The 6,961-nt window shown below is 42.8% G+C and carries 6 protein-coding genes; 2 read left to right on the top strand and 4 right to left on the bottom strand.

The window, feature by feature from the left end:
- The 3 genes from VIP81_RS07050 to prs form a co-directional block, all read right to left on the bottom strand.
- On the bottom strand, positions 1–1,832 hold a 1,832-nt coding region (locus VIP81_RS07050; RefSeq protein ID WP_331957822.1), incomplete at its 3' end, for a TonB-dependent receptor plug domain-containing protein.
- A gap of 130 nt (positions 1,833–1,962) precedes the next feature.
- Positions 1,963–2,409, bottom strand: coding sequence for a GNAT family N-acetyltransferase (locus tag VIP81_RS07055; protein ID WP_331957824.1), 447 nt, complete (start codon positions 2,407–2,409; stop codon positions 1,963–1,965).
- A gap of 107 nt (positions 2,410–2,516) precedes the next feature.
- The gene (prs, locus tag VIP81_RS07060) at positions 2,517–3,449 is read right to left on the bottom strand and encodes a ribose-phosphate diphosphokinase (protein WP_331957826.1); all 933 of its coding nucleotides are present in this window, start codon (positions 3,447–3,449) and stop codon (positions 2,517–2,519) included.
- Between the two features lie 252 nt (positions 3,450–3,701).
- Here prs and VIP81_RS07065 point away from each other — a divergent pair, with 252 nt between their 5' ends.
- Positions 3,702–4,343 (top strand): hypothetical protein, encoded by a 642-nt coding sequence (locus VIP81_RS07065; protein ID WP_331957832.1) that lies wholly within the window; start codon positions 3,702–3,704, stop codon positions 4,341–4,343.
- Positions 4,344–4,495: 152 nt separating this feature from the next.
- On the top strand, positions 4,496–6,226 hold the full coding sequence (locus VIP81_RS07070) for a tail fiber domain-containing protein (protein ID WP_331957828.1): 1,731 nt from the start codon (positions 4,496–4,498) through the stop codon (positions 6,224–6,226).
- A gap of 19 nt (positions 6,227–6,245) precedes the next feature.
- On the opposite strand, the gene VIP81_RS07075 is transcribed toward VIP81_RS07070, so the two are convergent.
- On the bottom strand, positions 6,246–6,961 hold a 716-nt coding region (locus VIP81_RS07075; RefSeq protein WP_331957830.1), incomplete at its 5' end, for a hypothetical protein.

Consider the following 6,961-nt stretch of genomic DNA (forward strand, 5'->3'; position numbering starts at 1 on the left):
AGCCATTTGGTCGCATCTATATCTACGCCGGCATAGCCATATAGTCTGTTGCGGCCATCTGTTTCGTAGTCCATGTAACGATTCCAGTATGGGCCGTTGCTGGAGGAAATTCCTGGGTCGTTCCAAGCTTTGCGGTTCCAGGTGATCTGGGAGCCATCATCGTATTTGTATCTTTTTTCCATGTCGATATCGAGCTGACGCTGTCCGTACATGGTAAATTGAAGGGTTGGGTTTGGTCCGGCGAATCCGGTGCCGGGACGGCCTTTTACTCTCAATGAGGTATAGTTAACGGAAGCCACAGCTCTTACGCCTTTGGTGACTTCATAATTACCGTTCACGGAGAGGTTATTTCTTTTATTGGTCGCATTTGGCAGCACAAAGCTTTGATCCATGTTGCCGTAAGACAGGCGGAAAGCGCCTTTGTCGTTGCTACCGGCCATGGAGATATTGTTGGTCAATGTGAACCCTGTTTTGTAGAAGTCTTTTACATTGTCCGGATGTGCGGACCAGGAGTCTGTTTGTCCGAAGTAAGGATTGTTTTTATTTTTATCCCATGACCAGTAGGGGCGGATTTTGCGTCCATCCAGTTTGGGGCCCCATGATTCATCTACAGCGTATTTAGGGAGGAGGTCGTATCTCCCTCTGCCGTTATTATCATCGTAGGTAGCGCTTTGTTCATTCAGAAATCCTTCCGGGTGTTCGTTGTAATAGAGGGTATCGAAGCTGCCGGCAGTACCGCCACCGTATTGGTTTTGATATTTAGGCAATACAGCTACCTGATCTATTTGCGCGTTAAGACTATAGGTAACGCCAATACCTCTTTCGCTATCCGGGCGTTTTTTGGTGGTGATAAGCATTACACCATTTGCACCGCGGCTGCCATATAATGCGGTGGCGGCGGCGCCTTTCAGGATAGATATATTTTCGATGTCTTCCGGATTAATGTCCTGCAGCGGGCTACCATAGTCGTATCCCCCACCGCCATTTTGCTGGCCGGCTGCGTTGGTGATACTATTCATCATGGGAACACCATCCAGTACAAAGAAGGCATTATTATCTCCGAGGATTGACTTCACACCACGGATGGTGATTTTGCTGGAACCGCCCATGGAACCGGTGTTGGTGCTTATTTGTACACCGGCAACTTTTCCAGAGAGTGCGTTTACAAAGTTTACTTCTTTGGCTTCCTGTACCGCGCCACCGCTCACTTCCTGCAGGGCATAACCAACGGAGCGTGGATTCTTTTTAATACCGAGGGCGGTTACTACCACTTCTCCCAACACTTTTTTAGTGGAATTGGAGGGTACCAGGGTAATATTCAGTTCACCTCTTTTTTCGATGGGAATGGTTTGGTCGCCAAAGGTAGCTGCTGTTACCAGAATGGTATCCCTGATGCCAGCCTTGATGGTATAATTTCCTGTAGGATCTGTCTGTGCATTTATTTTAGCGGTTTTATTACGGATGACAGCGCCGGGTATTGGCGTTCCTTTATCATCTTTCACGGTACCGGTGAGTGAAAATTTTCCTACTTCACTTTTTGCGGTAGCCGGATCCGGAGGGAGGATGAGTGCGGTGTCCTCTTTGGGAGCGGCTTTAGCAGCAGTGTCTTGTTTAGGTTTGGTGGTATCCTGTACAGGAGTCGCTTTTGGAGCTGTATCCTGTTTTTGTTTAATACTGGAATCAGCTGCAGCGGGTTTAATCACTACCGGAACGGTGGTATCAGCTTGCTGTTTTGCGGTGAGATACCCTTCGGGTTTTGCGTATGCGCTGCTGGAGGTATAGCAGAAAAAGGCATAGCACAGCCCCGACCAGGCTAGTACATGGCTTCTCATTGTATAATTTAAGATTTGGTTACAAAATTTTTTGACAGGAATCTTCTGCTGTCTCTTGTTATATTGATTGTCCATCAATATAACAATACAATCAAAATGGCTTCTACAATGGGTTGCAGAAGAAAAAAAATCATTTTAGGTTTTTCCTCATTTCGTAGTGCGGAATTCCCACTTCTGTAAATTCTTCTCCACAAGATTGATAGCCTAGTTTATGATAGAAGCCTGTGGCTTCTTTGCGGGCATGCATGGTGAGTATATCAAAGCCGTTGTTGCGTGCATATTCTTCTGCAAAAGCAATAATTTCTCTTCCCACTCCTTTTCCCTGCAGTGCTGGTGATACGGCCATTTGCCTTAGCTGCACGGTGTTTTCGCTGATGGGCGTAAGAATACAGCAGCCTGCAAGTGTTTCTTTATTATCGATTACAGTGAACCCTGCAATGAAGATGTCATTTATTTCCTGTTGTAGTTGTGCAGCTGAAAAGCTTAACCCCAGTGGTTTTCGCAGTACTTCACTGCGAAGGTCTACCATGGTGTGATAATCACAACTACCGTATTCGAGTATACGAAAATCGAGCATAATTGTTTGTTGGATTTTATGGATTGCTGTTGATGCTATGCAGTGTGAGCAGGTTTTCTGCTACTAAGCTCACAAGCGGTTGAAAACAAATAGCTTGCCAACGGGGATCAGGAATGTTGAGAATTAAAGTAGCTGATGATAAGTTGATCGACCGATTTTACCTGTAGCATATCGTCATTTATCGTGAGTGCGTTAGGGTGTGTATCTGTGCAAATTACTTTTTTAATGAGGCCACTTTGCTTGATTTTTTCAAAGCCATTTCCTGCAAAGATGCCATGGGTGGTTATTACACAGATATTTGCTGCACCGGCCTCATGATAAGATTCTGCCGCATGGATGAGTGAACCGCCAGTACGGATCATATCATCGTAAATGATAACGGTTTTATCTTTTACATCGGCGCTGATGGCGGTGATAGCTGTTTCGTCACCAGAGATGCGGCGTTTAAATACAAAAGCGGCTGGAACATGGAGATCATTGGCCAGGGATTCTACCCATTTAGCTCTGCCGGCGTCGGTGCTGGCGAGTACAAAAGGCTTTCCTGCAGCGAGTTCCATGGCAGCGTCTTTCACGAAGTCTTTTGCATATAAATGAACAGGGCGCACATCATTTTCGAAATACCAGGTGATGCCATCCACATGAAGATCGATCATCACAATTCTATTGCCTCTGGAAGTATTAGGGAGTGATGAAAACAGTACTGCACGGGTTTTTGCCTTGACAATTTCACCATATTTCACGGCTCGTTCCATGGTAGAATAGCCGAAAAAAGGAATGATGATCGTGAGTGAAAAAGCACCGAGTTGTATGCAGCCGCTGGCAAGATCATATAATTCGAGCGTTGCTTTATCGTCTATAGTGCCACCTATTAAAATCACTTCTTTGTTGCTGACATTACTCAAAATGCGGTGATAATGTTCCCCATCTGGAAAATCACGTATCTCTAATTCCCCATTTTCCCAGGTAGCACCTGTGCTTGACAGTATCTTATTTTTTAAATACTGGTAATGCTGCGTAGCAAAAATGATCTTCTGTGGCATGACTTTTACAGGATAAATCTGAGATAATCGTAAAAATAAGTGATTAGAGGGATATTTATAATGTTGATAATTAATATTTTTGTTGATGAGCACTCATATTTCCCCTGTTTTTTAACTTTTCATTTGCGGGTGGAACATTAAATTTGAAGGATTACTATATTCATGATTCGTTTTACAACATATATCGGAGCACTGTTTTTTTTCTTTTTCATTAGCATGCAGGTTACTGTCGCACAGGTGCGGTTGTCTGGGATGGTGGCGGATCAGGAAACCAAAACCGGATTGCCTTTTGTTTCAATTGTTAACAAAAGGACTATGACAGGTTCACTGAGTAATGAAAGTGGGCGTTATTACATGGAAGCCATTCCCGGAGATACACTTGAATTCTCCATGTTGAGCTATGCGCCCAGGTTGATTATTGTACCCATGTTATCTTCTTCTCAGGACGTATATCTGCAGAAACGGATGTTTGAATTGCAGGGGGTGAACGTACAAGGAAAGAATTATCGCAATGACTCTATGGCGTTGCGGGATGAATACGGACGGTACTTTAATTATCATAAGCCGGGGGCGATGGACGTGCTGAAAACCTTGCCAGCAAATCCTATCACGGCATTAACTTATCTAGTTCCGAGTAAGGTGCGTAAGCGGAAAGAACAGTTCCATGAGCAATTGCTTTATTGGGAGAAAGAGAAATTTATCGATTACCGGTATTCTACGGAGTTGGTAGGTAAAATGACCAAGTTGCAAAGTCCCGAGTTGGATTCTTTTATGTATAAATACCGACCAGGGTATCAATTCCTGAACAGTGCGTCGGAATATGATCTGATGTTATACATTAAGCAATCATTTGAAACTTATCAGAAAGAGAAAATAGAGAAAAAAGAACCTTAATAAAAAGAGCTACGCCAGGTGATTTTCACCTGGCGTAGCTCTTTTATATATCTCCCCTATACATATAATTATTTATATATTTGCCTTGTATTACGCTGAGAGAGCGGTAAACCCTATGCAGTAAAATTCTATACCCATAAGTTGCCTATTCTATGAAATTTTTATTCCGTACCCTCCTGCTTTGTTTATTAAGCAGTGTTTCCTACGCACAGACCGTATACCAGATTCGCGCAGATAGTGTTCGTATTTATAGTGCCTGTGATACGGCGGAATTGATTATTGAAAATCATACGCAGGATACGCTGGGATTTCTTTTTAACAAAGGAAAAGGGCGAACAGAGTTCCGGAAATTAAGGCTGCAGATGCTGTCTGATAATTCGCTGGCGATCGTGGGGCAGGATACGATTCCTTTTGGTAGTGGATTTGTGAAGCTTCAAACAGCTACCGCTCAGCCAGGAGGATTTTCCGTTGCAGGAAGTGGATTCAGCACGGCACAATTTCAAGTGAAGAGAGATGGTAGTGATGTTGTTTCAGGTGGATTAGCATTGTTTAATGCTCTTCAAACACGTGGAACTATTTTTCAATTAAATGGAGATATCAATCCGGGTGTATCTACATGGATACATAATGGATCAGCGTGGGTGAAAAGAATGGAAATAAATTCGGGGAGTGGCGTTGTTGATATGCCATATGGATTTATTGGAGGAAATGCTTCCAAAATAAGGGGAGCTGATGGCGTCGATTCTACTCAGTCATATCTGCAGTTCATGCGTGCCGATGGAACTACGAGAATGGGACTTGTAGGTATGGCCAGCAAGACAAGTAAAGATATTTATTTGATAAGTGACCAGGGGAAGGTGAATCTTTATCCAAATAATAATTCTCTGACAGGTTACTTGAGTGTAGAGCCAACAAATTTGCTATATAACGGAGGCACAGTTACGTTAGCTAATGCAACATCCAACATATTATATTTTACAGGCGGGGGACTTGGGGCGCCGGCATCAGGTGTAAGGAGCGCTGGCACAAAAGTAATCTTAGCCTCAGGGGCACCCGGTAGTACTGTTGATTTTGGTATGGGAATGGAGGCTTCCAATATATGGAATAGCGTACCATCCAATAGTATAGGTGTTGGATGGAAGTTCTATGGAGGGGCGACACAAGTCGGAAGGATAAGTGGGACAGGATCATCGGAATGGGCGGGACAGGGCCGGTTTAAAGGATGGTATTTGAGTGGAAGCGGTGCAGGACCTGCGGCTGAAGTAGGTTATACCGGAGGTGCCGCAATTTTTGCGGGAGCGGATCGTACTGCGGCAGGGACTTATATTCCTGTACAGTTAATAGGAGGAAACTCTCCGTCAGGTAAGACATTTACAATTGATGGAACAGGTTATAGATTAAACCAGTTGACGAATGCGGTAGCGTTAGGAACTGACGCGAATGGATATATTGTTGATGGCTCTGCGAACTTTATTAAAAATAGTACTTCTCAGCAAACTGCTAACTTCAATGTATCCGGTGCAGGTACCTTAGGCGGAAATCTTACTGTAGGTGGCAATGGAATCGTAACAGGAAGCATCACTGCTACCGGCTTCAATCAACCTTCTTTAAGAGCATTAAAAATGAATATTAAAGCATGTGAGCTGGATGCTATTAAAATCATAGATAGTCTTAAAATTTGTGAGTTTGAATATAAAAAAGATCCTGGAAAAAAAGTCATCGGGATCATTGCTGATGACGAGCCATCCATTATTTGCGGAGAGAAGCATGATCATCTGGACATGATGAATGCAGTGGGCCTGTTGCTGAAAAGCGTGCAGGAGTTAAATGCCCGTGTGGAAAGATTAGAGCAACAAATTAGTAAAGAAAGATCATCGAAATAAATGTTTGAATTCTTGGCACTTATTCAAGTGCTTCTACCGCATTTTTTAATGCTGGTAAGGAGAAGTAATGCTGCTGTTTAAGATAATCAGCGAGGCCTGTATCATGTACAAGCAAGTATTCAAGGATGCCTGTAGCAGGCCATATCCGGGCATTTTTCTGGGTAAATTTGTTGTAAAGGGGATCATAAGTAATTGCCGCATATGCGGAAATTTTTCTTTTTTCGTTAAGAGAAAAATAAGTGAATGGGTTATGAGTGTACTTTTCATTGTTAACATTCTCATATAATGCGTCAACATACGTACTTAACGCCTCCGCCATTCTATTATCGTTTACCTGTGTATGGTCTGATATCCATTTGAGAAGTTCTTCTTTTATTTCTAATACGCCTTTGGCATTTTTTACAAAGATAATTTCTCCTACGGTGGCTATTTGATTGTCCTCCATGTTGAGGTAATCATTCATGACCAGATCGTTTATTTTAGGTTCTTTGGTATAGCCAAAGGATTTGACCAGTGTTTTAAGGAAGAAGGTGTCTTCATGGAGGAGGTAGGCGAGGTCAGGTTGGCTGTTATTGAAGAGGTATTTATTGCGTGCGATGAGGGGTGGGTTGATTTCGATAGTATAATGATTACTATCTGTGAAATTAACAAAGTCTCCAAGGAGAGGAACATAAGTAATGAATTTATATTCCTTTGAAATAAAAATATTATCATTGGTATAATCAAATTCTTCCT

Origin of the sequence: Chitinophaga sp., assembly GCF_036566945.1 — a bacterium.
Classification (GTDB): Bacteria; Bacteroidota; Bacteroidia; order Chitinophagales; family Chitinophagaceae; genus Chitinophaga.

Coding starts and splice junctions, on each gene's coding strand:
- VIP81_RS07055 (WP_331957824.1), bottom strand. CDS start 2,409: ATGCTCGATTTTCGTATACTCGAATACGGTAGTTGTGATTATCACACC.
- prs (WP_331957826.1), bottom strand. CDS start 3,449: ATGCCACAGAAGATCATTTTTGCTACGCAGCATTACCAGTATTTAAAA.
- VIP81_RS07065 (WP_331957832.1), top strand. CDS start 3,702: ATGGTGGCGGATCAGGAAACCAAAACCGGATTGCCTTTTGTTTCAATT.
- VIP81_RS07070 (WP_331957828.1), top strand. CDS start 4,496: ATGAAATTTTTATTCCGTACCCTCCTGCTTTGTTTATTAAGCAGTGTT.